The sequence below is a fragment of the Mesorhizobium sp. MC2-1-1 genome (assembly GCF_057597255.1).
In genome coordinates, this window is record NZ_CP195205.1 from 864,746 (window position 1) to 889,623 (window position 24,878).

Here is a 24,878-nt window from a genome sequence, read left to right on the forward strand (position 1 = left end):
TCTGACTTGGCGGCTTTTGCGTGGCGGAAAACAGGGCAGGGACAAATCTTTATTGCGCCCTGCGCTTCTCCACCTCCGCCTTGCGCAGCAGGAACCGCTGGATCTTGCCGCTCGGCGTCTTCGGCAGCTCGGCGACGAACTCGACCTCGCGCGGATAGGAATGCGCCGACAGCCGCTTCTTCACATGCAGGGCGAGTTCGTCGGCCAGCGCCTCGCTGCCCCTGAAGGCCGGCGCCAGCACAACGAAAGCCTTGACTATCTCGGTGCGCTGCGGGTCGGGCACGCCGACGACGGCCGCCTCGTTGACCGCCGGATGCTCGATCAGCGCGCTCTCGACATCGAATGGACCGATCCGATAGCCCGACGAGGTGATGACGTCGTCGGCGCGGCCGATGAAGGAGATCGAGCCGTCCGGCTCATATTCCACCGTGTCGCCGGTACGATAGTAGCCTCCCGCGATAGCAGGCGTCTCAGCCTGGTGGTAGCCGCCGAACCAGCGCAAGGGCGATCGAGCGATATCGACCGCGAGCACGCCCGGCTGGTTGGGACCGAGCTCGTTGCCTGCCTCATCCAGCACCACCATGCGGTAGCCCGGCATGGCGAAACCGGCCGAGCCCGGGCGCACGGAATGCCTGAGCCCGTGATGGTTGTTGACCATCATGCCGTTCTCGGTCTGGCCGTAATGGTCGTGGATCGGCGCGGCCAGGTTGGCCTCGAACCAGCGGATCACTTCCGGGTTGAGGGGCTCGCCGGCGCTGCTCACCACGCGCAGCCTGCCTTTGACGCGAGCCGCGGCCTCGGGCCCCTCCGCCATCAGCAGGCGATAGGCCGTCGGCGAGCCGGCAAGGCTGGTGACGCCCAGGCGTTCGATGATGTCGTAGGTCGATTGGGCGTTGAAGGCGCCCTCGTAGAAGGTGGTGGCGATGCCGAGCTGCAGCGGTCCGGTGATGGCGTAATAGAGCCCATAGGCCCAGCCGGGATCCGCGATGTTCCAGAAGACATCGTCGGCAGTCAGCCCGATTGCGTCGCGCATATAGGCGCCGAAGGCAATGAGCGCGCTGAGCGGCACCGGCACGCCTTTCGGGTGCCCGGTGGTGCCGGAGGTCGACATCATCATGAACAGGTCCGAGCCCTTGCGCATCACCGGCTCGCAGTCGGGGGAGGCGGCCGCGATCGCCGCGCGGAAGTCGATATCGCCTTCTGGAAGAGCATCGCCGGGGCCAAGGATGGTGGCGATGCGCGGACCGTTCTCCACCTCGTCCAGCTTGCCGCGGTTGGCGGGGTTGGTCACCAACAGCTTCGCCTTGCTGTAGCTCAGGCGATGCTCGACCGCCTTCGGCCCGAAGGCGGTGAACAGCGGCTGGTAGACCGCGCCGATCCGCCACGTGCCGAGGATCAGCGCCACCAGCTCGGGAATGCGCGGCAGCATGCCGGCAACGACGTCGCCGGGGCCGACGCCGAGCTCCTCGAGCAGAGTGCCGACGCGGCCCGACATGTCGGCGAGATCATCGAAGGAAAACTCGCGCAATTCTCCGCCGGCCGAAATCGCGCGCAGCGCCAGCCGGTTCTCGCCCGTGTAGCGGCCGCAGCATTCGACATAGGCGTTGATGCCGGTGGCCGGATTGCCGTGCAGGCGCGCGATCTCGTCCTCGATGCGGAAACGCTCTACGGCATCTTCGTAGCGCGGCGGCGCAGCTGGCGTGTCGGTCATGGCGATCCTCCCTTGGCGGCGGATCATCTCCCCATGATCGCCGCCAAGGGAGATTGCCCGAAAACACCGCGCGGGTCGATTGCTGCGAAAGTCGAGGGGCGTGGTAAGCGATCGAGGTCAGGCGCTACGGCACCACCCATCAAAAGCCTTTTCCGCCAGCAGGTTGGCACCCGTATCGGAATCATCGTGTGAACTGCCTACCCACGTTTCCGATAAAGGCTGATGGTCATTTCCTTGCCGACACCCGCCGGCGTCAACATGAAGTAATCATAGGTCACGACCTCGCCGCTCGGCCCGACCAGCCGCTTCGACCAGATCGGCGCTTCCTCCACCCGCATCTCTGCCCATAGCCGCGCGAACTCTGGGCTCAGCGCCTTGAGTGGATCGAGCACGGCGCGGATGTCGGCAGCCGACGCGTAGCCGACCGTGGCGGCACGGAACTGCGCGATCGCCGAGCGCGCCACGATCTCCCAATCGGCGAACAATGTCCGCCAGGCCGGATCGAGGAAAAGCCGTGCGAGCAGATTGCGCTTCGTCGACTCGGCCGGATCGAAACCACCGAACAGGGCCGCCGCCTGGTCGTTCCAAGCGATGAAATCCCAGGCACGGTTCAGCGCATAGGCCGGGTTGGGAGAAAGCGCGGCAAGCAGCTCGGCGATGCGCGGGTCGGCCGAGGCGTCGCCCGCCGACGCAGCATCGGGCAGCCTTTCCGGTCGTGCAAGCTTGAAGAGGTGCACCCGCTCCACCGGCAGCAGCTTTAGCACATCGGCCAGCGCATTGAGCACCGAGGCGGAGGGGTTGGCCTCGCGGCCCTGTTCCAGCCATGTGTACCAGGTGGCGCTGATGCCGGCGAGCAGTGCCACTTCTTCGCGCAGCAGCCCGCTTGCGCGCCGTCGCGTGCCGGCGCGGATGCCATGCCGCGACGGCTCGACGCGTTCGCGCATGGCGCGCAGGAAGCGGCCAAGTTCCTTGCGCCTGTCCATCTCCGCGCTTCGCTCCAGCATGGCTGCGCCTCGAAAGGGGTAGCGGCGCTACCAGCAGCGCCGCTCATCTTGTACCACCTTGCTACGAGTATAAATGACGCGGCGTATCGGACAACCATGCCGCGCCAAGTCCCGGCGCCAGACTGAGGTCTCGACCATGAACGCGCTGAAGAACATTAGGAATATCGATTACACCGTCGTGTTTGCCCGCGACATGAAGGCCATGCGCAGCTTCTATGAGGACGTCATGGGCTTTGCGGTCCATTCCCGCCTGGGCGAGAGTTGGACAGCTTACCAGGTCGGCTCGTGCCTTCTGGCGCTCACGGAGCGCGGCGTGATGTTCAATGACGCGCCGACACCGGCGAGCGCGCTTTCCGTACAATTGGCCTTCCGCGTGACGCCAGCCCAGGTCGATCAATGCGCCGAGACGTTGCGTGGGAAAGGCGTGGCGATCGAAAGCGAACCGACCGACCAGCCATGGGGCCATCGCACGCTGTTTTTTCGCGATCCCGATGGCAATGTGCTGGAGATCTACGCCGACATCTAGCCTTGCGGCAGTTGAATCCCCTGCGCCTGCATGTGCCGTCTCCATCGGTTGCGCAGTTCGCCCGTCCGGCAGCCGATGCGCTCGTCGAGGAAAGTCGCGGCCGATATACGGTCCGTGCGGAAATGCCGGAAATCCTGGCGCAGCTCGCACCAGGCGGCGAGCAGCCGCACGGTCTCGGCATAGCCGATCATCGTCGGCCAGATGACGCGCTCGCTCTCTTCGCCCTGTTCGTCGCGGTAGCGGATCCTGATCTTGTGGCCGTTGCGGATCGAGGCCCGCGCCCTCGCGATGTCGAGCCCGTCCGGACGGCTCGCGCGGCTGAGCGGCGCGCCGACGGTTGGATTGCTGACGAAGGGGCGCAGCCGCTCCGGCACGACGGTGGCGATCTTGGCGATCAGGTCGCGCGCGGCTCCCGCCAGCACCGCATCGCCTTTGTCGGCCACCCATTGCGCGCCGAGCACCGCCGCCTCCAATTCGTCCGGCGTCAGCATCAGCGGCGGCATGTCGTAATCGCGGTCGAGCACATAGCCGAGGCCGGCCTCGCCCCGGATCGGCACGCGCTGTCCAATGAGGTCGGCGATGTCGCGGTAGACCGAGCGGCGCGAGGTCTCGAGCTCCTCGGCGATCCGGCTGGCGGTGATCGGCCGGCTCGAGCGCCGCAGGATCTGGATGATCTGGAACAGTCGGTCGGCGCGGCGCAAGGCATGTCTCCTGTTGCCACTATGGTGGCAGCAGGCCTGGTCCACAAGCCCGTGCAGCGCGCCTCAACCGGCGCGTCCAGCCGCGAAGATGTCTTCGTCGGCCAGCCGACGGAGAAGACCAAATGAATTTCGTTTCGACCCGCATCATCACTGCGGACGTCAAGCGGCTCGTCGACTTCTACGAGACGGTAACCGGTGTCAAACTCACGCTCTATACCGAGGATTTCGCCGAGCTGATCACCGAGGTCGGTACGCTGGCGATCGGCAGCATGCGCACGCTTAGGCTCTTCGGCGGCGACCATGTGGCAAGCGCGGCGGCCAATCGCACCGCCATCGTCGAGTTCCGTGTCGCCGATGTCGACGAAGAATACCGCAGGCTCGCCGATAGCCTGGGCGAGGCGCTGGTGCAGGCGCCAGTGACGATGCCGTGGGGCAACCGCTCGCTGCTGTTTCGCGATCCCGATGGCAATCTGGTGAATTTCTTCACGCCGGTGACGGCGGAGGCGATCGCGAAGTTTGAAAGGTGACGGCTCACTTTCGATAACTCGGCGCTTGCGCGTCTGCGGCAGTTGACCCTGCCGGTCATCCAGCCGATATCCGCCCGGAAACTGCTGCCGAGACGCTGGATGACTTCACACATCACCCTCGAGGAAACGATCGCCGACGACCGCGCCGACGCCGCATGGCAGGCCGACATCCGCGCCGGCGTGCGCCATGTCCGCGACCTGGCCCAGCTGCCGCTCTCGCCGGCCGAGCGCGCCGCCGCGCAGGAGGCCGCCACCGCCCACAAGGTGCGCGTGCCCAAACCCTATCTCGACTTGATCGACTGGAACGACCCCGACGATCCGATCCGCGCCCAGGTGATCCCGTCGCCCGAAGAACTGGTAGCCGCCGAGGGCGAGCTCGACGACCCGATCGGCGACCACGCCTTCAGTCCAACGCCCCGCCTGACCCACCGCCATGCCGACCGTGTGCTTCTGTTCCCCACCTATCAGTGCGCCGTCTATTGCCGCTTCTGCTTTCGAAAAGAGTCGCTGACGTCGATCGGCCGCGGCTACACGGGCGAGGCTCTGGAACCGGCCCTGGCATACATCGCCGAGCATCCGGAAATCCGCGAGGTGATCCTGACCGGCGGCGATCCGCTGTCACTGCCCGACAAGGCACTGGCCGCGATCCGCGCCCGGCTGGAGGCGATCCCGCATCTCAGGCTTCTGCGCATCCACACCCGCGTGCCGGTGGCGCTGCCGGCGCGCATCACGCCCGGCTTGGTCCAGGCGCTGCAGGGCCGGCTGATGGTAACGGTTGTCACCCATTTCAACCACCCGCGCGAACTCACCCAAGCCGCCGAGGCGGCTTGCCGCGCCATGCGGCAGGCGGGTTTCGTGCTGCTCAACCAGAGCGTCCTCCTGAAAGGCATCAACGACAAGGTCGAGGTGTTGGAGGAGCTCTGCCGCGAGCTGATGTATCGTCTCGGCGTAAAACCCTATTACCTCCACCATGGCGATCTCGCGCGCGGCATGGCGCACCGACGCACCACGATTGCCGAAGGCCAGGCGCTGGTGGCGGAGCTGCGACGGCGTCTCTCCGGCATCTGCAACCCGACCTATGTCATCGACCTGCCCGACGGCGGCGGCAAGGTGCCGCTGGCGGCGAGCCATATCGAGGGGAGGGATGGAGACAAATGGCTTGTCCGCGGGCAGGACGGGAAGGCGCGGGCATATCGAGAGGTGGTTGATTAACAATTTGCGGGGAACCGGATTCAGCCCACGGCATTCTATCAGCGCAGGCTGAAGGAGCGTGGCGTGAAGGCTTTGTTGGGCATTGTCGGCGGCTTGGTACTGACCTTGGCTGTGTTCGCCAGCGGGTTGGCTTTCGCCACCTGGCTGCTGACCGCCAAGCCGGTGCGTCAGATCACGCCGGCGATCGGCGTCTCCGAACTCTGGACTGAGGACGCTCGCCCGGTCGATCCGTCCAAACAGGAGCTTGAGCGCATTCCGGCTGCCGGCGCGCCTGCCAAGCCGGATGAGACGGCCAAGGCAGACACCGGGACACGAGCCGCTTCCCTTGGAGCGCTGACCCAACCGAAGATGCAGCAAACTCCAACTCGGCAGACGCCCCAGACCGGCACAGCGCCAGGCCAACGGGCACCAGACGTCGCCTCGGCCGAACAGCCCGCGCAGCAAGCCTCGGCCGAGTTGCCTGCCGCCCATCTCGAATGGTGCGCAAACCGCTATCGCAGCTATCGGCCGGAGGAAAACAGCTATCGCTCCTACAGCGGCGAAATGCGCTCCTGCATCTCGCCTTACTTCGATCCCGACCGCCCGGCGTCGACGGGAGTACACCAAACTGACAAGGCCGGGATGGCCGACCAGGTCGCGACGGCGGATGACCAGACCGACGCGCAAGGCTTTTCCAGTTCCCTGGACGGCTACGCGACGACCTACGGCGGCCCGGAACAGCCCGAGGACCAGGCTCCCGCGGTACAGGCCGTGGGAGCGGTATCGCAGGCGTCGGCCGACCATATCGACTACTGTTTCAGCCGCTACCGCTCCTATGACCCGCAGGACAACACCTACCAGCCCTATGATGGCGGCCCGCGCCGCCAGTGCGAGTAGCGCCGACCCCAGCAGTTGGTGTTTCCCCACCCCGCAAAGCGGTGGCAGCGGTGGACGGCGAGGAGCTTCGCAGAGCGACTTCCCCTATCGAGCTTTGCACCACCCCGGCTGCGCCGAGCCACCCTTGATACGCACCGGAGACCAAGCCGAAACACAACTCTCCCACAACCGGCATGCCCGTGAAACGCCCGCGCCCGATGGTCGCGCATGCAAAACGCTGAGGAGAGCGCCTATGACACCCGATCAGATCAAACTAGTGCAGGAAAGTTTTCGCGAGGTTGTCCCGATCAAGGAAGCGGCCGCGGCCTTGTTCTACGAAAAGCTGTTCGCCCTCGACGGCAGCCTCAAGGCGCTGTTTCGCGAGACCGACATGAAGAAGCAGGGCGCCAAGCTGATGGCGGCGCTGGGCTTTGTCGTGCACGGCCTGTCGCGCGCCGAGACCATTCTGCCCACGGTCCAGGACCTCGCGCGGCGCCATGTCGGCTACGGTGTCGAGGAACGTCACTACGCGACCGTCGGCCAGGCATTGATCGAGACGCTCGAGGCGGGCCTTGGCGAGGCTTTCACGCAAGAGGCGCGCGCGGCCTGGACCGCGGCCTACGGCCTGCTGGCGGGTGTGATGATCGCCGCGGCCCGGGAAATGCAGCTGGCTGCGTAAGCCGCGCGGGCGCTCCCGCCGTGTTCGACTGTCAACTGTCCTGCCTCGGCGGCAGCGCCGCCAGCGAGCCCATCCAGGCCAGCCCAAGCACCCAGGACAGCACGATCGCAACCGATTGCGCGGAAGTGAAGCCCTGCGTGCCGGCCACCCAGCCCTGCGCCATATAAGCAAGCCCGCAGAGCCCGGCCAACCAGCCGATGGGACGCGCCAGCCATGCGACGCGCGCCAGCGCCGCGGCAAAGACGAGCAGCGCCAGGCCGAAGGTGAAATCCTGGTAGGCGCGCATGCCCCATTCCAGCCAGCGGACCGCTTCTGCGGTGGCGAAGCGGGTTGCCCTTTCGGCATCCGGCGCCGTCGTCCAGGCATTCACCGCCTGTTTCAGCGCCACGCCGTCGACCGCTTGCAATGCGCCGTAGAGCGCCAGCGCCGCCAAGGCGAAGGCGGCGCCGAGGCGGCTCAGCCACCGCGCCGCGCCGGCCTCGGTTTCGAGCGCCGCGGACAGCGCCACAAGGCCCCCGGTGAGGATCGCCATGGCGGCGAACTGCCCCAGGTGCACCGCCATCCAGATCGCGTTCGCGGCATAGGTGGCGAAAATGGCATGGTGATCGTTGGCTTCGCCGCCGGCGTGGAACTGCGTGACGGCGATGTACAGGATCTGCCCGGCAAGCAGCAGAGCGGAGGCGAGGGGCAGGCAACGCCGCTGGCTGGTGGATTGGGCAAGGGCGGTGCTGCGTTGGTCGGTGGCGGCGAGGCCATCGATGAAGGGGATGGTGGTCATCGTTCGGCTCCATTTTTTCTCGATGGCGCGCCAGATAGCCGCCCGCGCGCCTCCTGGATTGAACGTAGGGGCTGCCGGCTCGCGCGATTCGTGGCATACCGGGGCGATGGGGATCGCGGGCATCGGCAGGATCATTTTCTGGTCGGGCGGCAGCCTGTGGATCGGGCAGGCTCTGGGCCCGAGCGAAATGCATGCCCATCACGCCGTCCAACTCGCCATCGCCCTGTCCGACCGTGTCGAGTTCCGTACAGACAACGCCGCCCCATGGCAGGCCTATGCCGGCGCCGTCATCCCGCCCGACCTGCCGCACACCTTCCAGGCGCCCGGTCGCATGATCGCGCATCTGTTCTGCGCGCCGGAATCAGCGCTCGGCCAAGGCCTGATCGGCCGCTTCGGCGCAGGTGGCATCGTGGGCGTGCCGCCGGCCGAGATGGCGCCGCACGCGGCGGGCCTGCGCGCGAAATTCGATGCCGGCGACCCGGATGAGGAGCTGGAGGCAGCCGCGCTCGAAGTGCTTTACGCGCTCTCCGGAACGGCCCCGGTGGGCGCGGTCGACCCGCGCATCCTGCAGGCTGCCGCCTTCATCGACCGGCGGCTGGCCGAGCCGCTCGAACTGGAGACGGTGGCGCGGCATGTCGGCCTCTCGGCCGGCCGCTTCCGGCACCTTTTCGTGGCGGAGACCGGCATTTCCTTCCGCGCCTATCTCTTGTGGACGCGGCTCAACCGGGCGCTCGAACTCGGCTACTCCGGGACCTCCTGGACCGATGCCGCCCATGCCGCCAACTTCGCCGACGCCGCGCATTTGAGCCGCACCGCCCGCCGCACCTACGGCATCGCGCCGAGCTCCATGCGGCAGGTATCGCCTGGCGTTGCGAGGATGGCGGGGTAGGGAAGAACTGTTCCCCCGACGTCTCAGTGTTTTCTTTGCACGGGCGAGGAGCGGCCTCTCAGCCCACGACCTTCCCTGGATTCATCACATCACCCGGATCGATCATCTGCTTGATCATCCTGGCCAAATCCCGCTTCACCGGGTCGGCGTGGCGCTCATACGCCTCGCGCTTGTCGAGCCCCACGCCATGCTCCGCCGAGAACGAGCCGCCGGCCTGCGTGAGCCCTTCGTAAAGCACGTCCTCGATCGCCTCGTGCCGCTCATGCGCAACCGGCCCGTCGCAATTGACGGATATGTGCAAATTGCCGTCGGCAAGATGACCGTAGACATAGGGCGCGTAGGAAGGATCGAGCGCCTTCAGCCCCGCCTCGATGCGCGCCACATAGGCGTCCAGCCCGCCGCCCGGCACGGACACGTCGAAGGAGGGCGGCAGGTGGTGCGCGCGCTCGATCTCGACGGTCTCCTCGCGCAGCCGCCACATCTGGGCCGCCTGGGCCTCGGAACTCGCGACCAGCCCGTCGATGACGCCGGCCTCTTCCCAGATCGCCGCCAGCCCGTCCTCCAGCACAGCTTTGGCCGCCTCGATGCTGTCGGCGCCGAGCCCCAGCACCAGAAGGCATGGCGCGTCGAGCGGCAACTGCCCGGACGCGTAGCCCAGCCCCCGCTGCATGAGCTGGGCAAAGTTGCGCCACAGGATCTCTGCGGCGGTGAGCCGGGCGCTGGTCGAGCCCAAGAAATGCCGCACGATCCGCTGGGCGCTCGCCGCGTCCGGCAGGCCGACCAGCGCCGTGGCGCTGGCGCCTGCCACCGGGTCGAGCCGAACCGCGACCCGGGTGACGATGCCGAGCGTGCCCTCCGCGCCGATGAAGAGGTGCTTCAGGTCGTAGCCGGCGCTGGTCTTGAGCACGCGGGTAAGATCGGAGAACAGCCGACCGTCCGGCAGCACGGCCTCCAGCCCGAGCACGCGGTGGCGCATCGTGCCGTTGCGAAAGGCCATGATGCCGCCGGCATTGGTGGAAACCATGCCGCCGATGGTGGCGCTGCCGCGCGCGGCGAGGTCGATGCCTGGGTCGAGCCCATGCAGGGCGCAAGCCTCCTGCAACGCGCCCAGCGTCACGCCCGCCTGCACGATCGCCACCCGCGCGACCGGATCGATCTCCTCGATCTGGGCAAGCCCCCCGAGATCGCAGATGATCTGCCTCGCAACCGTCGCCGCACCGCCCGCCAGCCCCGTGCGCCCGCCTTGGGCGACCAGCCCGATGCCACGCTCCGCGCAGAATCGAACCAGCGCCGCGACGCCCGCGGTGTCGGACGGCCGCACCAGGGCGGCGGCGCTGAAATTGCGGGCATCGAAGCCGGGATCGCGGGCGGCGAGTTCGGGGGCGTCCCAGATGGTGGCGTTGGGGAGGATCGAGCGAAGGGAGGTGATGAGGGCTTGGTCGTCGCTCACGCTGGCTTTGCTCCGTCTAGCGTGTTGCGCAAAAGTGCGTGGCGGCTTTGCAGCAACGATATGCATAAGGATATAGAGATAGAGGATTTCGCCGTTTCCGTGAAACGGCGAAATGCTCCAGGAGTCCTTACTCTATAGATGCAGCGAAGCCTTGGAGCCACGCGCGTGGCGGGATCAGGGTGTCCTGTGAGCGTCTTCCCGCCGTTTGATGTCCTGGATGTTCAGTTCGACAACCAGCTTTTCGGCGCGACGTGTCTTGATGCCGACCATCACCTTCCGCTCGACCTCGGCAGGTTGGCCGGTGAAAATGTCGAAGACGGTCCAACTGTTTGGCCGCTCCATCCGAAGCGCGTAGCGGTTTGCCATGTTCATATTCCTTTTCATTTGCGCTTTGGGCGACGGCCGACCCTGTCAGGCCTTCAATATGACAAACACCGACGCTGCCAAAGCTGCGACCCACAGCATCACATAGAGCTTCAAGGCGAGCGGCCCGTGTGAAGAGAGCATCGCGAGCCCGCGCGTCGCCGCATTCTCGATGCGCTTCGATCTGGGTGGCTCCGCCACGGTAGCCGGCGCCTTGGCGCCGAACTTGCCGAAAGCAGGCGACGGCGTCGGTTCACGCATGGAAACGGCCTCGCGGCGCGCTGCACGGCGCTGCTGTGGAATGAGCGGATTTCAACGGCTGCTTCTTTCTGTGTCGGCAAGGGCGACGACGCCTGTCCTTATAGACGGCTTGGCGCACGATAGATAGGAGTGCCAAAATTAATGGCTGAACCCGGAAAAAATCGGGTGTAATAATTGCGAGAGTCGAAAAATATAGTCGGGAATGTGTAGAATTTCCGTTTATTTTTTCGAGCGCTGGTCTTGGATTTTTATTTAACCGGGAAAAATAAAAACTGGAAACCGCCTTGCTCGAAGCGCAATTGATGTGCATATATAAAACTCGTTGATTTGGTCGAGGTGGCTTTCGCATAGTGAAGCCTCGCCATCCACCTCCGAATTTTCGATAGCGAATGCATTGCGCCGCTCCCGGCGCGGCAGGTCGCTTCGTTCGAACCCTGAAATGATGCCGGCGCTGACCACGGATGTACTGGCAGTATCGGACATTGTTTCGGCGGTTCGTTTGGAACTGAAGCGGAAGGCGCAATGCGCGTTTCCGCGGAAAGCCGCAAGTGACCACTCGCACCACACCGACCGTCGTTCGCTTCAACGCGGCGTTCATGCTGGCGGGCTTCAATACGCCGCAGCCGCCCGGTGAGTATCGCGTCGATATCGACGAGGAGGCCCTGGAAGGGGCTTCGCGTATCGCATGGCGCCGCGTGGGCACCTTCATTCACCTGCCGGCGATATCCGCGAAGGGATATACGCGGCAAATAGTGCCTATCGAACCGGCAACGCTAGAGGCCGCGTTCGTTGAGGACCGGAGACAACCATGACAACTCTTTTGCAACGCAACGCACGTCCCATACGGCACGGGGCTCCCATCCGCCTTTTCGACATCGGACAAGCGGTCCGCATGAGGGGCGGGTTTGGCGCCGGTCGGAAGACTGACGAAATCTATCACGTCACCGGCACGCTGCCGACGAACGGAACCTCACCGCAATATCGCATCCGCAGCGACGGAGAACCGCATGAGCGCGTGGTGACCGAGGACAGTTTGGAACGCATCGGCAGGTCGGCATCGGACAACGGCATTGTGCTCATAGAAAGGACGTTCGGACATGGCCAAGGGACAGAGACGCTCGAACCGCGAGATCAGGAAGCCGAAGCAGGAAAAGGCCCCGGCCAAGCCTGAGATCCAGTTCGGCGGCCAGATCAAGGGCGCCGGCAATAGCCAGGCAAAGGGCAAAGGCTGACAGCGCGCGGCGGCCCCCGATGAAGGTCGTTATTGAATTCTATCGCACGCGAGTCACCGACGACGCGCATGCCCTGATCGGCCGCGAGACAGTGCTGGCAACCGATCTCGACGGTGCAATTGAGATCGCGCGGCTGCTGGCGAGGACGCTGAACATGCCGCAGCGGCCGGACGCGGTCACGATCTCCGAAGCTGACGGCGCAGCGCTCTATTCGGAGATTATTGCCGCACAGGAAAGCGAGGAAGGACAGGGATGAACAGCTCCATGGCCAATGGCGAAACCGGGAATGAACACAAGGGCAAATCCGGCTGTCCGCAGAACGATAGAGCCCTATCGACCCACGCCTTCAGGGATCGTCAATACGGCCGCCGTATCGAAGCCGATCATTCCTGGACCGTCTACCATGTCTTCACCGGAATTCCCGCGCATGTCGACGGCGCTGCGATGGTTGGGCTTACCCGCACGCACGCGACCAGGAACATGCTGGATCTCAATCGTCGCAATGTCGAGGCTCGATGGGAATGGAGCAGGACACGGCCGGCAATTGAATGTGCCGAAATAGGGGCGGGCTACCCGTGACGCTCGCCTTTCCAAATCCCAGCCGGAGCTTCGACCAGACACGCCGCGCCGTCAGCTTCATTGGCCATGACGGCATGTTCCAGGTCCGCTTCTTCGTCGAGGTCGAAGCCCTTGGGATATCCGCCGACAATGCTGGGGGTAAGGAAGCGGCCGAGATGGCATACCTCGCGGCCTTCGACGCCCTGCGAAGTTCCATCCAGGACGCCGCCAGCAAAGCATATGCGCGCCAGCGCCGAAACGCCTACACGCTCACTGCTTCCGGCTTCCGATAGGAAGTAAGCCGATTTCGCAGGAAAAGCACGCAGCCGCGAATAGCCTTAGCCTTGGCTGCCCGCTGCCACAAGAAAGGATAATGCCGATGCGTTCCATGAAAACCCCCGAGGCGCCGCCCCCCGCTGTGAAGCCTATCGTCAGGTCGTCAAGGATCATGTCGGCGCGGCTGACGATCAGGAAGGACGAGGCAGCAATGCGCAAGCTCGCCGACACCGACGGCACCGTGCGGCGGGCACGCCAGATCGCTGAACGCAATCGCCTGATTTGACTTACGGCCGCCTGCAAGTGTCGCGAGGGCTGGCTTTTCCGGTCCTGGGCATGTCCAATCCCAGCCGTTCACGCCCTGACTCGGGAGAAATACCATGGCGATAAAGCCCAACTATCGATACGAGCGCAGTCAACGCGACAAGGCGAAGGCGGCAAAGAAGGAGGCGAAGCTCGCGGCCAAAGTGGTGAAAGAGAAAGTAGCGGAGCAACAAGGCGAGCGCGAGGGGAGCGCTGATAACGGATGATGTCGCGTTAGGCCGGCCTTGGAACCGAAAATGACAAAACGAGAGTCCGACCACTTCGAAATAGATGTGGAATGTCCTCGGTGTCGGCACCACGCGAAAACGCGCGTGGGCTGGATTCGCGCTCACACCCAGATGGAGTGCGAAAATTGCGGCGAGATCATCGACATCGAAAGCAGGAACTTCAGAGTACGCGAACAGCCTTAAGGTGTCACAAGAATGGCCGCCTCGCGGGCGGCCGCGATGAATGCCTTGCGCGCGAATGAAGCCGGTCGGCGTCCGCTATTAGTATCCGTGCAGGCCTGGATGGCTGCACGGTGCTTGTCGCTTCGCTTGCCGCGCCATCTTCGCAGCAGGAAATCGAGACAGGCGGTCGCATCGCCGATTGTCTCCTGCCCGCCCGCCGGATCGGCGAGGACGGTTACCGACTGATCGAATTTTTCGTTTGCCATCACTGCGCTTAGGCCGGGGCGCGCAACATAGCAAGCACTGTTTGTTCGGGACCGTCGGATAGGCGAAAGGGGGGGCGGATTGAGCGACAAGATGTTGAGGCAGGCGCGGGGGAACCGGTACAGCTCCATTCGCATGAGCAAGCTCAAGACAAAGGCCGCTGGACAGCCCGACCTATCTGGCAAGATAGCTGCTTCTGTTGGTGTGCGGGCACTGTGATCGCGCTGCCACAGAACTTAGCCGCGCCACTTCCTTAACGGCTCCAATCCCTGAAATTAACCTTTTGTTAACCATTCGCCCGGCACCCTTTAACCATTGAGTAAGGATTCGCCCGGTCGTGACCTTCGCCGCCCCTTTGCACAACAAATCGATCCGCTTCCGCGCCCGTTCCTTCGTCGCTTTCACGCTGACGCCGGAGGCGCCGATCGCCGACTGGCTGGAGGGGCTGGATCGCTGGATCGCCAACTCGCCCGGCTATTTCGCCGGGCGCCCGGTGGTGCTGGATTTGAACCTGCTGCAACCGGGACCGGAGGAGATCGGCGCGCTGGTCGGCGTGCTCGGCTCGCGCGGCATCCGCGTCTATGCCATCGAGCTCGAAGGCGCCGAGCTCGGCCCTGAATTGCCGCCGCTGCTGGCCGGCGCCAAGGAGGCGACCGCCGAGGGATTGCTGGGCAGGGCCGCGCGCAAGGCGAGGGCGGAGGAACTGGAAGCCGCCGCCGGCGAGCGGGCGCAGGTGGCTCAGGAAATAATCCAGGCGGCGCCGGCCGAGGCTGCGCAGGCAGGGCAGGCCGAGTCGCCGCGGATCGAGATGTCCGAGGACGAGCCGGTCGACCCCGAGCTGGCGAGGCTCGAGGCGGTGCGGGTCGAGCCGGTTCAGGCTGAGCCAGGGCAAGTAGATTCGGGGCAGGGCGCCGCGCGGTCCGAACCTTCCGCCGGTACGCTGATGATCAAGGCGCCGATCCGTTCCGGGCAGTCGATCTTCCACCCGCATGGCGACGTCATCGTGCTGGGCTCTGTCGCGTCCGGCTCGGAAATCGTCGCCGGCGGCTCCATCCATGTCTACGGCACGCTGCGCGGCCGCGCCATCGCGGGTTCCGAAGGCAATATCTCGGCCCGCATCTTCTGCCGCAAGAACGAGGCCGAATTGCTCGCCGTCGACGGATGGTACACGACCGCCGAGGAGATGGAGGGCGTTTCGCGCGGCAAGGCCGTGCAGGCCTTCCTCGAAAACGATGCGTTGTGCGTGGTGCCGCTCGGCTGAGTTTGTTCGGGGCGGCAAGCTTCGGACCGGTTTCGCGTGCAATTGTTCCCGCAGAGTCCGTCCTGTCCAACACGGGCGGACCTGACAATAAAAAGCGCCAACGGAGGCTGGATGAATATGGGCAAGGTAGTCGTGGTCACATCGGGCAAGGGGGGCGTCGGCAAGACAACCTCGACGGCCGCGCTCGGCGCCGCCGTGGCCAAGACCGGCAAGAAGGTCGCGCTGGTCGATTTCGACGTCGGCCTCAGGAATCTCGACCTCATCATGGGCGCCGAGCGCCGCGTGGTGTTCGACTTGGTCAACGTCATCCAGGGCACCGCCAAGCTCTCGCAGGCGCTGATCCGCGACAAGCGGCTGGAGACGCTCTATCTGCTGCCGGCCTCGCAGACGCGGGACAAGGACGCGTTGACCGAGGAAGGCGTGGCCGAGGTCATCGCCAGGCTGCGCTCGGTGTTCGACTATGTGTTCTGCGACAGCCCGGCCGGCATCGAGCGCGGCGCGCAGCTCGCCATGCGCTTCGCCGACGAGGCGGTCATCGTCACCAACCCGGAAGTGTCCTCGGTGCGCGACTCCGACCGCATCATCGGCCTGCTCGACGCCCGCACCCTCAAGGCCGAGCAGGGCGAGCTGGTCCAGAAGCACGTGCTGGTCACCCGCTACGACGCGGCCCGCGCCTCGCGCGGCGAAATGCTGTCGATCGACGACGTGCTGGAGATACTCTCCACGCCGCTGCTCGGCATCATCCCGGAAAGCCAGGACGTGCTCAGGGCCTCGAACCTGGGCTCGCCCGTCACGCTTTCCGAACCGCTGAACGCCGCCGCCAAGGCCTATCTTGAAGCGGCAAGACGCCTGGAAGGCGAGGACCTGCCGGTGGTCGTCCCCTTCGAACGCAAGGGCTTCCTCGACCGGCTGCTCGGAAGGAGGGCCGCATGAGCATCCTCGATCTCTTCAAGCGGCGCACCAGCGCGCCGGTAGCGCGCGAGCGGCTGCAGCTGCTGCTCGCCTATGAGCGCCAGAGCCGCGGCCAGCCGGATCTCGTCTCCATCCTGCGCGAGGAGATCATGGCGGTCATTGCCAGGCATGTGCAGATCGACCAGGACTACCTCCAGGTCTCGATGGACCGCGGCGCCACAATGTCGACGCTGGAGATCGACATCCAGATCCCCAACAAGAGCGCAGCGCCGCTGGCCATGGCGGGGTGAGAAGTACTGGTTCCTCGCCCCCGCCAATGGCGGGGGAGAGGTTTGCCGCGCAGCGGGCGGAGCGGGCCTGCGCCAACGCCTCGTCACCCCCGGGGTCCGCGCGCGTCGCTTCGCTCCTTGCTCCGCCCTAGGATGACGATGGCGCGAGGCCGCCATCCCCAAGCCCTCACTCCGGCTGATACAGCTCATCCATGCTGCGTGCCGCGAGTTCCGCGAACGGCGCCTGCTTCCTCACCCTGCCATGCTCCAGGATCACCAAATCGTCGCAGAACGAGATCGTCGAGTGATGGTGACTGATGACGATCGTCGTGCGGCGGCCGGCACGCGACCTCAGCGTTTCCACGATCGCCGCTTCCGACAGCCCGTCCACCGCGTTGGTGGCCTCGTCGAGGATCAGGATGTCCGGGTCGCGCACAAGCGCGCGGGCTAACGCGATGCGCTGCCTCTGGCCGGCCGACAGGTTCACGCCGCGATAGCCGACGACGGTCTCGTAGCCCTGCGGTAGGCGTTCAATGAATTCATGCGCCTCTGCAAGCTCGGCCGCACGGCGCGCCCCTTCCGCGCTCGCCGCGTCCTTGCCGTAGGTGATGTTGTCGAGGATCGTGCCGTCCACCAGTTCCAGTTCCTGGCTGGCCAAGGCGATATGCGCCCGCCATGCGACCGGATCGATCTCGCCCAGCGGCGCGCCGTCGACGAGGATGCGGCCGCCGTCCGGCTCGACGAAGCGGCAGAGCAGGTTGACGATGGTCGTCTTGCCGGCGCCGGAGCGGCCGATCAGCGCCGTCGAGCGGCCGCTTCTTATGTCGAAGCTCGCGGCATGCAGCACCGCCGCGCGCTGCTCCTCATTGGAATAGCTGAAGCTCACGCCCTCGAAGGCGATTTTTTCGCTCAAAGACTCGAAAGGCCGGCTGCCTTGCGGCGGCGCCGGCTTGCCCGCTGGGTCGAGCAGCCAGGTCACCTCCTCCAGCGAGCCGGAAAGCCCCTGCAACTGGCTCCATGTCATCTGCAGCGCCCGCACATGCGGCTGCAGCCGGTAGAGCAGGATGAGAAAGGCAGCGACCAGCGGGAAGCTCAAGCCCGCGAGCCATGCGCCGATCACCACCGCAAGGAACAGCATGGCGTGCAGCACTTCGGTCACCGGGCCCAGAGCGCCCTGGCGGTTGGAGAGCTGAAAGGCCGCCCGGCGCACTCCGTCCGACGCCGCCTCGAACGCCGCCTTCTCGCGTGCCTCCTGGCCGAAGATGCGGATCAGCCGGCCGGCATGGACCAGGTGCAGCATCCGTGAGGCCAAGGCGCTGTTGCGCGCCGCAACACTGCGGCTGTGGCTCCTCAGATGCGCCGACAGCGTCATATGCGCGAGCTGGACCAGTGCCAGCCCGAGCATCACCAGCAGCGTCATCTGCCAGGAGAGCAGCAGCAGGAAGACAAGCAGGATGAGCGACGCCGAGGCACTGACGATCGAGCCCAGCATCGCCTGGATGGCGTCCGAGGCCCGCCAGGATTCACTGGAGATGATGTTGAGCAGCCGCCCGGGGCTCTCCTTCAGGAAAAAGGGATAGCCGATCGAAAGCAGCCGCTCGGCGAGCGCCCCGCGGATCGCCTGGCTGGCCTTGCCATAGATATGGGCGGTGAGCACCGAATTGGCGAAGCCGAGCAGGTTCTTCAGCAGAATCGAGCCGAGGATCGCGGCGGCGATGGCGATCAGCCGCTCGCGCTCGCCAAGCCCGGCGCCGACTTTCTGCAGCAGGGCCGAGAATCCCGCCATGCCGGCTGTGTCGCCATGCCCCATGATGATGCCGAGCAGCGGGATGATCAGGCCAATGCCGAAACCTTCGAGCGCGGCACCGGCTAGCCCGAGCGCGACGACGACCGGCAGCAGGCCGAGCTGCCGGCGGCTGAGCGCTTGGCGCAGCATCGGCAAGGTCGGGCGCGTGCTCATCGCGCGCCCACCTGCGCCCTGGCCTCGATGGTCCCGTTGCCCGCCTGCGGCTGCCGACCCGGCCGCCTGATAAGCACGAGAGCCATGAATTTCGCCGCGCCCGCGAGGTTCATCAGGACGACCGGCCAGTGCGACAGTTTGAGATCCTGGTCGAAGCGCGGCCCGCCGACGAGCTCGCGCATGGCCGCCCGCGTCGCCCAGTAGAAATGGCGAAGCAGCCAGGGCGCGCGGCGAAGATACTTCAGGCAGAGCGCGCCGTTGCCGAAATGATAGTCGCGGTGCAGGCGGTCGATCGCCATGCGGTCGCGCCGTCCGTGATGGTGGAAGATCGTCATGTCGGGCACATACTCCACCGCCATGCCGGCAAGCATCGCCCGCACCAGATAGTCCGTATCCTCGGCCGAGCGCAGCGCCCCGCCGGCGCCGAAGCGTTCGTCGAAGGGGCCGATGCGAGCGGCGACATCGCGGTGCATGGTCATGTTGCAGCCTAGGACGAACCCGCCCGGGTGGACCGCCGGCGTCAGTCGCTCGCGCTCGTCGCGGCGCTTTATCGTGAAGGGCAGATCGCGCGCGTCGCCGATCTCGACGCGGCCGCCGCGGATCAGCCATTTCTCGCCGCTCGCATAGTGCCGCTCGAGGTCGGCGAGATAGTTGCGGTCGAGCCTGCAGTCGTCGTCGACGAACACCAGCACCCGGCCGCGCGCTTGCGCCAGCCCCGCATTTCGCGCCGCCGCAAGCCCGGGGCGGGGCTCCGAGATGGCGGTCAGGGCGATGTCAGAGATAGCGGCGGTCGATGAAAGATAGCTGGCCGTGCCGTCGCGCGAGCCGTTGTCGACCACCACCAGCTCGGCCGCGAAGGCCGGATGCGCCCGGCACGCGGCGCGGATCGAGTCGATGCAGGCTTCGAGCACGTCCAGCCGGTCGCGCGTGCAGACGATAAAGGAGACCTCCGGGCGCTGCCTGGGCCGCGGAGGAGGGGGCAGGGCGGGGCGCAGCTGCCGCAGCAACGGATGGCGCTCGGCGTTCATGGCGCGGCCATCCTGTAGGGCGCGAGCGCCGACGTCGCCGGTGCGGATTTGAAGCGGTAGGCAAGCCAATCGGCGCGCTTGCCCGCCCACATCGAGGCCTGGCTCAGCCAGGGCGCCCAGGCGCTGGGGCCGAGCGCGTATTTCTCGCGGCGGCGGATCGCGTTCCATTTCCCGGTCAGCGTCAGCAATTCATGCGTCAGCGCCGGCCGCTCCTCGTCGTTGACCAACTGGTAGAGGAAATAGAACAGGTTGAGCGCGCCGGCCTCGAAGCTCGGCCGCGTCGGATCGGGCAATATCGCGATCCGCTCTTCAAGCGCGCGGATGAAAGCGGCCGCCTGGCGCACGGTGTCGAGGCAGACGCGATCACCGATGGCGCGCAGGTCCTCGCGGTCCTGCGCCAAACCCAGCCGCTCGAGGTTCTCGCCGACAATCTTGAGATGCGTGCGCCGCATCTCCTTGCCGTGCCGGCTGGTCACACTGCCGGGATGGACCCGGTAGACCAGCAGGCTCTCCGGCATAAGCGCGGCCGGATAGCGGTCGGCCAGCCGCCGGAAGAGGTCGAAATCCTCGGCATGCCGATAAGCGCCGTCGTAGTGGAGGTCGGCCTCGCCGATGACCTTGCGGTTATAGACCACCGTCGGGTGCAGAAAGATCGTGAAGAATTGTGCCAGCTCGGGGAGGCTGAGACGGAACACCGGGTCGAGCCGCCCCTTGAGGACGCGGCCGCGCAGCAGCGTGTCCACGAGCGCGCCGCAGAAGCCGAGCTCCGGCCGCGCGGCAAACAGCGCCACCTGGCGCGACAGCCGCCATGGATAGGCAAAATCGTCGGCGTCCATGCGCGCGACGAGTTCGCCCCGCGCCACCGCAAGACCCTCATTGAGACTGGCGACGAGGCCACGGTTTTCGCGCGATATGATCGATACGCGGCTGTCGTCCCGGCGGCAGCGTTCGAGGATCTCGAGCGACCTGTCGGTCGATCCGTCGTCGATGGCTATGATTTCGAGCCGGCCGTAGTCCTGCCGCAGGACCGACTGCATGGCGGCGGCCACGTAGGGCTCGGAATTGTAAACCGGCAACAGTACGGAGATCAGCGGCGCGGCGGTCATGGTCGGCTCCGGTCCGTCGGCCGCAGATCGAGCGCCGGGGCCGCCCCGAACCCGAGGGCCTCGCTCGCGCCACGCGGATGAGCGGGCGCGACATAGGGGAAATAGCGCTTGAGACCGTTGAGCGGCTTCTCGAAAAACACCCAGGAAAGCGATGCGACGACCACGGTGGCAGTGCCCGCGACGAGGAACCGCCCCGGTCCCTGGTCCGAGACGTTGACTGGGAGCCATGGCTGCGCCCTGACGGTCAAGGCGAGAAGGATCGAATGATAGAGGTATACGCCGTAGCTGATGCGGCCGAGCCACAGCAGCGGGGCGAGTTCGGCCATCCTGCCCAGCGTGCCGCGCAGCCCGTTTGAGCATGCGGCGACGATTGCCAGCATCGGCAACAGCGGCAGCACCTGGACCAGCGCCCAGCGCGGCCACTCCCAGGCCGAATTCGCCGGCCCGGGATCCGACCAGACCACGAATAGGAACACCACCGCCAGGGCCGGCCAGCAGAGCCGCATCCATTGCGGCGCATCCGCGCCCCTGGCGCGGCGGACGGCAAGCAGAGCGCCGCAGCCAAGCGCATCCATCGAGGCCGGCGGCAGCAGGTCGCGGGCGAGCGCCGGGTTGGCGGCGATCGGCCAATAGAACCGGTAGGCGAGCGAAAAGGCGATGACGCCGATGGCGATCGCCTCGATGTGCCGGCGCGGCGCCAGAAGCACGATCAGCGGCCAGGCGAGGTAGAACTGCTCCTCGATGCTGAGGCTCCAGAAATGGCAGAGCAGCCAGGGCGTCCAGTCGTTCTGCCGCGCGTACCAGAAATTTGAGAGGTAGAGCGCATGCCAGGCGAGCGAGGGCCTGGATTGTTCCGAGGCGAACCATGCGAGCGCCAGCACCGCGAAGTAAGGCGGGAATATCCGGATCATGCGCCTGGCATAGAAGGAACGCAGCGCGGTCCCGGTCTCGAATTTGGATGCGTCGCGCGCGTCCAGTAAAAGCCGGGTGATCAGGAAGCCGGAGAGCACGAAGAACAACCTGACGCCGAGATGGCCTACGAAGGACGAGCCGCCGGGAGCGAGTAAATGCGAGTAGAGCACCAGCGTTACCGCAATGGCCCGCAGCGCATCGAGCTGAATGTCGCGCGCGTTCGCCATCAGCGGCATTCTCCAGATCGGTCACGCAACGCGGCAGAGGGCGGGCAAATCGCGCCGCTCGGGGCCGACCACTCAGCGTCCGAGCCGGGGGCGCAATCCCTGCCGGCCGACCGAATGCCCATCCGAGTCACAATAATGGCATCCTCCAACAGGAATGCCCCCGCCCACGGTTGTCGCGGTGGATGTTGCGGTGCAACACAAAATGCTTACGTGCCTGAAATAAGATGTGATGCCGTTGTGGGACGTAAATAGTTGTGTTGAAAAAATATTCGCACCGGCCGTCCAATGGTCTTACGAAGTCATGGGCAATTGGTCTGATGCCGGAAAACTATCTATCGCCAGAGATGTCGTAGAGTCATCTCGACAACCGCAGCGGGCATGATGGAAATATTGGGAAACAGGCTTGGAGGCGATGCCAAATTCTACCGTAGAGTCCGTGAAAACATTTTGAATTTCAAGTTCTTGTGCGGTTCGGCAGGCCTGCTGCCCTAACGCAGTGGCCGCCTGTCCCAGCATCCGCCGCCCGCTGCCTCACGACGGCGCTGTCGCCAGGCCTTATCTCCGATTTCGACCAGGAGAGGGGGGCGGAGAGCACGTGACGTCGACGCCGATTGCAAAACCGCGGGCGCATGTCGGCGCCATGCCCGTCCTCGGCCTGCTCGGCGCCATGCTGTCGGTGCAGGTCGGCGCCGCTTTCGCCAAGGGCCTGTTCCCGTTGTTGGGACCGGAGGGCACGACCATGCTGAGGCTTGCCATCGGCGCTCTGATGCTGGCGGCGGTTCTCAGGCCCTGGAAGGTGCTGCCGTCGCGGAAGAATCTGCCCTGGCTGGCCGCCTATGGCGTCACCGTCTGCGCCATGAACATGCTGTTCTATGCCGCGCTCCAGCGCATACCGCTTGGCATCTGCGTGGCGCTGGAATTCACCGGGCCATTGTTCGTGGCGACTCTCGGCTCCAGGCGCCTGCTCGACTTTGTCTGGGTGGCGCTGGCGATAGTGGGCATCGCGCTGCTTTCGCCCTTTGCCGGTATCAGTCGCGGGCTCGATCCGCTGGGCGTGGTGCTGGCGCTAGCGGCCGGCGCCTGCTGGGGGCTCTACATCATCCTCGCGCAGAAGGCCGGCGCCGAGCTCGGCGTGCGCACCGCCGCCTATGGCATGGCGATCGCCGCGGTGCTGTCGCTGCCTTTCGGCTTTGGCGCCGCGCAGCCCTATCTCGCCGACCCGCGCATCATGGCGGGCGCGGCCGTGGTCGGCCTGTTCTCCAGCGCGCTGCCTTTCTACCTGGAAATGCTGGTGCTGGCCCGCATGCCAGCCAGGGTCTACGGCATGCTGGTGTGCCTGGAGCCGGCGGGCGGCGCCCTGACCGGCTTCCTGTTCCTGCATGAGAGGCTCAACCTATTGCAATGCGTCGGCATCGCCGCCGTCATTGCCGCCGCCTTTGGTACGGCGGTCGCCGCGCGGCGACCGGCACCTTCGCTCGCTTGAGGCTGGCTTTTAAATTCAAGCCGTATGACGAGCAATCTGCGGTTGAAATAAGACTTAGGTCCTATGAATGATTCGCAGCAAGTCCGAGTGGACAAGACAAGGGTCGTGGGCCACTTCCTTATGGAGAGCTGATTGAGGATGGTTACGTTGCGAAATTGCCGGTGGGGTAGTTCGGCCGACGGGCTGAAGAACTGGCGCGGGGAGAGCGGAATGCGCGCATCGCGCGTGGGCTGCGGGCTGGGCTTGCGGGCGCTGACTGCGTTGGCGCTCGTCGTCGCGCCTTTTAGTCTCTCCTTCGATGGTGTCGTTGTGACCAAGGCCTATGCCGGCAAAGGCGGCAATGGCGGTGGGAACAGCGGCGGCAATGGCGGCGGAAACAGCGGCGGCAATGGCGGCGGAAACAGCGGCGGCAATGCCGGTGGAAACAGCGGCGGCAACAGCGGGAACAGCGGCGGAAATGCCGGTGGAAACAGCGGCGGCAACAGCGGCAATAGCGGCAATAGCGGGAACAGCGGCAACAGCGGAAATAGCAACGGCAATAGCGGAAATAGCGCAAGCAGCAGCAGCGATAACGGGAACAGCAGCGCCGGCACGGCAAGCGCCGCCGATGTCGACAGTCATGTGAATGCGCTTACCGGGGACAAGGTCGAGGCCACTGCCGGCAGCATCCAGGTGACGCACCCCAACGGGATGAAGGAGAGGGTCGAGAACGGCAGGTTCAGGATGGAAGATAAATACGGACGCACCATCGTCGACCGCAAGGCCACCATGGCCGATCTCAACCGCCTGAAGAGTTTGTGAGAACAGAGTTTGTGAGAGCGAGGTTTCATCGGAGTTAGATCTTAAGGGACCGCAGGTCAGCGCTGCAAAATCAGGTTGCCACCTTTTGCTTCGTCTCTACGGTCCTGATCGTCTTGCGATAGACCTGGCTGCTCACCTTACCCCCGCCTCCGTGCGGGGGTAATTTTTTTGAACCCGGTGACGAGCGCTGGTTGCGACATTGGTCACCCGTGGCGGCGGAAATGGTCCGAACGGCCGGGGCATGGGTCGTGGGCCGCTTTCATCGCCGCGACGGAATGTGATCCTTGCCCGTCTGAGAGACACTGGTTCCGTCTCGCCCGTGCCGTGTGTGGACCTTCGGCCGTGCGGGGGTGGAGCCGCCGGAAAAGCACAGAATGCGCCACCCCGCCTGCAACAAGCTTGCCCACTTCACGCTCCGCGTCACGGCCGCGCTGGCGCTTGTCGTGGCGTCCTGCCTGCTGGTGCCGGGCAATGTGACGAAGATCGGTTCCACCGCGTACGCCAACAATGGCAATGGCAATGGAGGCGGCAACAGCAACGGCGGCAATGGCGGAAACAGCGCCGGCGGAAATTCATCGGGCAGCAGCAATGCCGGCGGCAATTCCGACAACAGCAACGCAAGCGGCAATTCCGACAACAGCAACGCAGGCGGCGGCAATCCCAATGCCGGCCCGGGAAACAACAGCGCGAAGAGTAACACCGATCCGGACGGCAAGAACAGCTACACCAATACGGTGACCGGCGACACGCTCTCGATCGAGGGCGACAAGATCACGGTCACCCATCGCAACGGCATGAAGGAGCAAGTCCAGAACGGCCGTTTCGAGATGACCGACGCGCTGGGCCGTACCATCATCGACCGCCTGGCGACGCAGGAGGACTTGTCGCGCCTGCTGAACCTGTGAGAGTCGCGGGGGAGC

At 65.4% G+C, this 24,878-nt stretch carries 31 protein-coding genes; 19 read left to right on the forward strand and 12 right to left on the reverse strand.

The window, feature by feature from the left end; genetic code table 11:
• Positions 1-49 precede the first annotated feature (49 nt).
• The gene (locus ACR64R_RS04200; protein WP_487360429.1) at positions 50-1,711 is read right to left on the reverse strand and encodes an acyl-CoA synthetase; all 1,662 of its coding nucleotides are present in this window, start codon (positions 1,709-1,711) and stop codon (positions 50-52) included.
• A 197-nt stretch (positions 1,712-1,908) separates the two neighbouring features.
• On the reverse strand, positions 1,909-2,715 hold the full coding sequence (locus ACR64R_RS04205; protein ID WP_487360430.1) for a helix-turn-helix transcriptional regulator: 807 nt from the start codon (positions 2,713-2,715) through the stop codon (positions 1,909-1,911).
• Positions 2,716-2,851: 136 nt separating this feature from the next.
• Between ACR64R_RS04205 and ACR64R_RS04210 the strand changes: the two genes are divergently transcribed.
• A complete protein-coding gene (locus tag ACR64R_RS04210) occupies positions 2,852-3,241 on the forward strand; it encodes a VOC family protein (RefSeq protein WP_487360431.1) in 390 nt (129 codons plus the stop codon).
• Here ACR64R_RS04210 and ACR64R_RS04215 read toward each other — a convergent pair.
• Positions 3,238-3,942 (reverse strand): helix-turn-helix transcriptional regulator, encoded by a 705-nt coding sequence (locus ACR64R_RS04215; RefSeq protein ID WP_487360432.1) that lies wholly within the window; start codon positions 3,940-3,942, stop codon positions 3,238-3,240. The genes ACR64R_RS04210 and ACR64R_RS04215 overlap by 4 nt on opposite strands.
• Before the next feature lie 122 nt (positions 3,943-4,064).
• Between ACR64R_RS04215 and ACR64R_RS04220 the strand changes: the two genes are divergently transcribed.
• From ACR64R_RS04220 to ACR64R_RS04235, 4 genes are all read left to right on the forward strand, one after another.
• Positions 4,065-4,469: a VOC family protein gene (locus tag ACR64R_RS04220; RefSeq protein ID WP_487360433.1), complete on the forward strand. Its 405-nt coding sequence runs from the start codon at positions 4,065-4,067 to the stop codon at positions 4,467-4,469.
• 99 nt (positions 4,470-4,568) lie between these two features.
• The gene (locus tag ACR64R_RS04225; RefSeq protein ID WP_487360434.1) at positions 4,569-5,681 is read left to right on the forward strand and encodes a KamA family radical SAM protein; all 1,113 of its coding nucleotides are present in this window, start codon (positions 4,569-4,571) and stop codon (positions 5,679-5,681) included.
• 63 nt (positions 5,682-5,744) lie between these two features.
• Positions 5,745-6,557: a BA14K family protein gene (locus ACR64R_RS04230; RefSeq protein ID WP_487360435.1), complete on the forward strand. Its 813-nt coding sequence runs from the start codon at positions 5,745-5,747 to the stop codon at positions 6,555-6,557.
• Positions 6,558-6,789: 232 nt separating this feature from the next.
• Positions 6,790-7,215 carry a globin family protein gene (locus ACR64R_RS04235; protein WP_487360436.1) on the forward strand — a complete coding sequence of 142 codons (426 nt, stop codon included), beginning with the start codon at positions 6,790-6,792 and terminating at the stop codon, positions 7,213-7,215.
• Positions 7,216-7,246: 31 nt separating this feature from the next.
• Here the strand turns inward: ACR64R_RS04235 and ACR64R_RS04240 are convergent, their stop codons facing one another.
• Positions 7,247-7,993, reverse strand: a complete 747-nt coding sequence (locus ACR64R_RS04240) for a hypothetical protein (protein ID WP_487360437.1) — start codon at positions 7,991-7,993, stop codon at positions 7,247-7,249.
• Between ACR64R_RS04240 and ACR64R_RS04245 the strand changes: the two genes are divergently transcribed.
• Positions 7,974-8,882, forward strand: a complete 909-nt coding sequence (locus tag ACR64R_RS04245) for a helix-turn-helix transcriptional regulator (RefSeq protein WP_487360438.1) — start codon at positions 7,974-7,976, stop codon at positions 8,880-8,882. The genes ACR64R_RS04240 and ACR64R_RS04245 overlap by 20 nt on opposite strands.
• 58 nt (positions 8,883-8,940) lie before the next feature.
• Here the strand turns inward: ACR64R_RS04245 and ACR64R_RS04250 are convergent, their stop codons facing one another.
• The 3 genes from ACR64R_RS04250 to ACR64R_RS04260 form a co-directional block, all read right to left on the reverse strand.
• A complete protein-coding gene (locus ACR64R_RS04250; RefSeq protein ID WP_487360439.1) occupies positions 8,941-10,332 on the reverse strand; it encodes an FAD-binding oxidoreductase in 1,392 nt (463 codons plus the stop codon).
• A 174-nt stretch (positions 10,333-10,506) separates the two neighbouring features.
• Positions 10,507-10,698, reverse strand: coding sequence for a hypothetical protein (locus tag ACR64R_RS04255; RefSeq protein WP_487360440.1), 192 nt, complete (start codon positions 10,696-10,698; stop codon positions 10,507-10,509).
• Between the two features lie 45 nt (positions 10,699-10,743).
• The gene (locus tag ACR64R_RS04260) at positions 10,744-10,956 is read right to left on the reverse strand and encodes a hypothetical protein (protein ID WP_487360441.1); all 213 of its coding nucleotides are present in this window, start codon (positions 10,954-10,956) and stop codon (positions 10,744-10,746) included.
• Positions 10,957-11,504: 548 nt separating this feature from the next.
• Here ACR64R_RS04260 and ACR64R_RS04265 point away from each other — a divergent pair.
• The 7 genes from ACR64R_RS04265 to ACR64R_RS04295 all read left to right on the forward strand — a co-directional run bounded on the left by ACR64R_RS04265 (position 11,505) and on the right by ACR64R_RS04295 (position 13,552).
• Positions 11,505-11,768 carry a hypothetical protein gene (locus tag ACR64R_RS04265; protein WP_487360442.1) on the forward strand — a complete coding sequence of 88 codons (264 nt, stop codon included), beginning with the start codon at positions 11,505-11,507 and terminating at the stop codon, positions 11,766-11,768.
• A 285-nt stretch (positions 11,769-12,053) separates the two neighbouring features.
• On the forward strand, positions 12,054-12,188 hold the full coding sequence (locus ACR64R_RS04270) for a hypothetical protein (protein WP_487360443.1): 135 nt from the start codon (positions 12,054-12,056) through the stop codon (positions 12,186-12,188).
• A 19-nt stretch (positions 12,189-12,207) separates the two neighbouring features.
• Positions 12,208-12,444, forward strand: coding sequence for a hypothetical protein (locus ACR64R_RS04275; protein ID WP_487360444.1), 237 nt, complete (start codon positions 12,208-12,210; stop codon positions 12,442-12,444).
• Positions 12,441-12,767, forward strand: coding sequence for a hypothetical protein (locus ACR64R_RS04280; protein WP_487360445.1), 327 nt, complete (start codon positions 12,441-12,443; stop codon positions 12,765-12,767). Before ACR64R_RS04275 ends, ACR64R_RS04280 begins: the two co-directional genes overlap by 4 nt.
• Complete coding sequence (locus tag ACR64R_RS04285; protein WP_487360446.1) at positions 12,764-13,039, forward strand: DUF1488 family protein; 276 nt, start codon at positions 12,764-12,766, stop codon at positions 13,037-13,039. The genes ACR64R_RS04280 and ACR64R_RS04285 overlap by 4 nt, the downstream gene beginning before the upstream one ends.
• Before the next feature lie 86 nt (positions 13,040-13,125).
• Positions 13,126-13,308, forward strand: coding sequence for a hypothetical protein (locus tag ACR64R_RS04290; protein ID WP_487360447.1), 183 nt, complete (start codon positions 13,126-13,128; stop codon positions 13,306-13,308).
• Between the two features lie 94 nt (positions 13,309-13,402).
• On the forward strand, positions 13,403-13,552 hold the full coding sequence (locus ACR64R_RS04295; protein WP_487360448.1) for a hypothetical protein: 150 nt from the start codon (positions 13,403-13,405) through the stop codon (positions 13,550-13,552).
• Between the two features lie 200 nt (positions 13,553-13,752).
• Here ACR64R_RS04295 and ACR64R_RS04300 read toward each other — a convergent pair whose 3' ends face one another.
• Positions 13,753-14,001 (reverse strand): DUF982 domain-containing protein, encoded by a 249-nt coding sequence (locus ACR64R_RS04300; protein WP_487360449.1) that lies wholly within the window; start codon positions 13,999-14,001, stop codon positions 13,753-13,755.
• Positions 14,002-14,336: 335 nt separating this feature from the next.
• Here ACR64R_RS04300 and minC point away from each other — a divergent pair, with 335 nt between their 5' ends.
• From minC to minE, 3 genes are all read left to right on the forward strand, one after another.
• Positions 14,337-15,260, forward strand: a complete 924-nt coding sequence (gene minC / locus ACR64R_RS04305; RefSeq protein ID WP_487360450.1) for a septum site-determining protein MinC — start codon at positions 14,337-14,339, stop codon at positions 15,258-15,260.
• Positions 15,261-15,377: 117 nt separating this feature from the next.
• Positions 15,378-16,193 carry a septum site-determining protein MinD gene (gene minD / locus ACR64R_RS04310; RefSeq protein WP_487362374.1) on the forward strand — a complete coding sequence of 272 codons (816 nt, stop codon included), beginning with the start codon at positions 15,378-15,380 and terminating at the stop codon, positions 16,191-16,193.
• Positions 16,190-16,462: a cell division topological specificity factor MinE gene (gene minE, locus ACR64R_RS04315; RefSeq protein ID WP_140644955.1), complete on the forward strand. Its 273-nt coding sequence runs from the start codon at positions 16,190-16,192 to the stop codon at positions 16,460-16,462. The genes minD and minE overlap by 4 nt, the downstream gene beginning before the upstream one ends.
• 166 nt (positions 16,463-16,628) lie before the next feature.
• Here the strand turns inward: minE and ACR64R_RS04320 are convergent, their stop codons facing one another.
• The 4 genes from ACR64R_RS04320 to ACR64R_RS04335 are packed head-to-tail and all read right to left on the reverse strand — an operon-like array spanning position 16,629 to position 21,674.
• Positions 16,629-18,401, reverse strand: a complete 1,773-nt coding sequence (locus tag ACR64R_RS04320; protein ID WP_487360451.1) for an ABC transporter ATP-binding protein — start codon at positions 18,399-18,401, stop codon at positions 16,629-16,631.
• A complete protein-coding gene (locus ACR64R_RS04325; protein WP_487360452.1) occupies positions 18,398-19,429 on the reverse strand; it encodes a glycosyltransferase family 2 protein in 1,032 nt (343 codons plus the stop codon). The genes ACR64R_RS04320 and ACR64R_RS04325 overlap by 4 nt, the downstream gene beginning before the upstream one ends.
• The gene (locus ACR64R_RS04330; RefSeq protein WP_487360453.1) at positions 19,426-20,535 is read right to left on the reverse strand and encodes a glycosyltransferase family 2 protein; all 1,110 of its coding nucleotides are present in this window, start codon (positions 20,533-20,535) and stop codon (positions 19,426-19,428) included. Before ACR64R_RS04330 ends, ACR64R_RS04325 begins: the two co-directional genes overlap by 4 nt.
• Positions 20,532-21,674 (reverse strand): acyltransferase family protein, encoded by a 1,143-nt coding sequence (locus ACR64R_RS04335; protein ID WP_487360454.1) that lies wholly within the window; start codon positions 21,672-21,674, stop codon positions 20,532-20,534. Before ACR64R_RS04335 ends, ACR64R_RS04330 begins: the two co-directional genes overlap by 4 nt.
• 595 nt (positions 21,675-22,269) lie before the next feature.
• Here ACR64R_RS04335 and ACR64R_RS04340 point away from each other — a divergent pair.
• The 3 genes from ACR64R_RS04340 to ACR64R_RS04350 all read left to right on the forward strand — a co-directional run bounded on the left by ACR64R_RS04340 (position 22,270) and on the right by ACR64R_RS04350 (position 24,863).
• Entirely contained in the window at positions 22,270-23,157 is an 888-nt protein-coding gene (locus ACR64R_RS04340) for an EamA family transporter (protein WP_487360455.1), read from the forward strand.
• A 210-nt stretch (positions 23,158-23,367) separates the two neighbouring features.
• Entirely contained in the window at positions 23,368-23,958 is a 591-nt protein-coding gene (locus tag ACR64R_RS04345) for a hypothetical protein (protein ID WP_487360456.1), read from the forward strand.
• Positions 23,959-24,332: 374 nt separating this feature from the next.
• On the forward strand, positions 24,333-24,863 hold the full coding sequence (locus ACR64R_RS04350) for a hypothetical protein (protein ID WP_487360457.1): 531 nt from the start codon (positions 24,333-24,335) through the stop codon (positions 24,861-24,863).
• Positions 24,864-24,878 lie beyond the last annotated feature (15 nt).